Raw genomic sequence first — 553 nt, forward strand, 5'->3', positions numbered from 1 at the left:
GCTCTGTACCTTGCTGTGCCTCGTTCCTGAGTGTTGCTTGTAAATGATAAATGCTTATCAAGGCACAATATGTGCGGTCAGGTCGTCTTGGCCGGAATGCGATAACCGTAAGCTCAACGCCGGGTAGGCCCTATGGCAGTTAAACCCGACTGACCTTGCGAATCCTCTGAACGAATATGAGGAGTCCGGTTCATGAGAGTGATTCGCTTAAAAGAAGTAATCGATTCGACTGGCCTGGCACGGTCGACCATTTATAAATTCATTTCGGAGGGGGCGTTCCCTAAGCCGATATCGTTAGGTGATCGATGTGTCGGTTGGGTGGAGGGGGAGGTGCATGAGTGGATTCTGGAACGAATTGAAGAGCGCGACAGCCGATAAGTAAGTTTCTGGCAGTGCTGATAGTGCCGTGTGAGATGACTCCATCATGACTGGATCAGTCCAGTCATGATGGTTTTTTACCAGCGTTGTACTTTTGGTTTCTTGATTGATGTCGTGTAGGTTTATATGGGTTTGAATGAGCTGCTTTTGGAGGAAGCGGTGTCGGTGTGGGTAC

The 553-nt window shown here is 49.0% G+C and carries 1 protein-coding gene; it reads left to right on the forward strand.

The window, feature by feature from the left end; genetic code table 11:
- Positions 1 to 192: 192 nt before the first annotated feature.
- Positions 193 to 378 carry a helix-turn-helix transcriptional regulator gene (locus tag AC1DCY_RS27385; protein WP_477355857.1) on the forward strand — a complete coding sequence of 62 codons (186 nt, stop codon included), beginning with the start codon at positions 193 to 195 and terminating at the stop codon, positions 376 to 378.
- The last annotated feature ends 175 nt before the right edge of the window (positions 379 to 553 follow it).

Source organism: Lysinibacillus sp. 10T31 (genome assembly GCF_056394365.1).

Coding starts and splice junctions, on each gene's coding strand:
- AC1DCY_RS27385 (WP_477355857.1), top strand. CDS start 193: ATGAGAGTGATTCGCTTAAAAGAAGTAATCGATTCGACTGGCCTGGCA.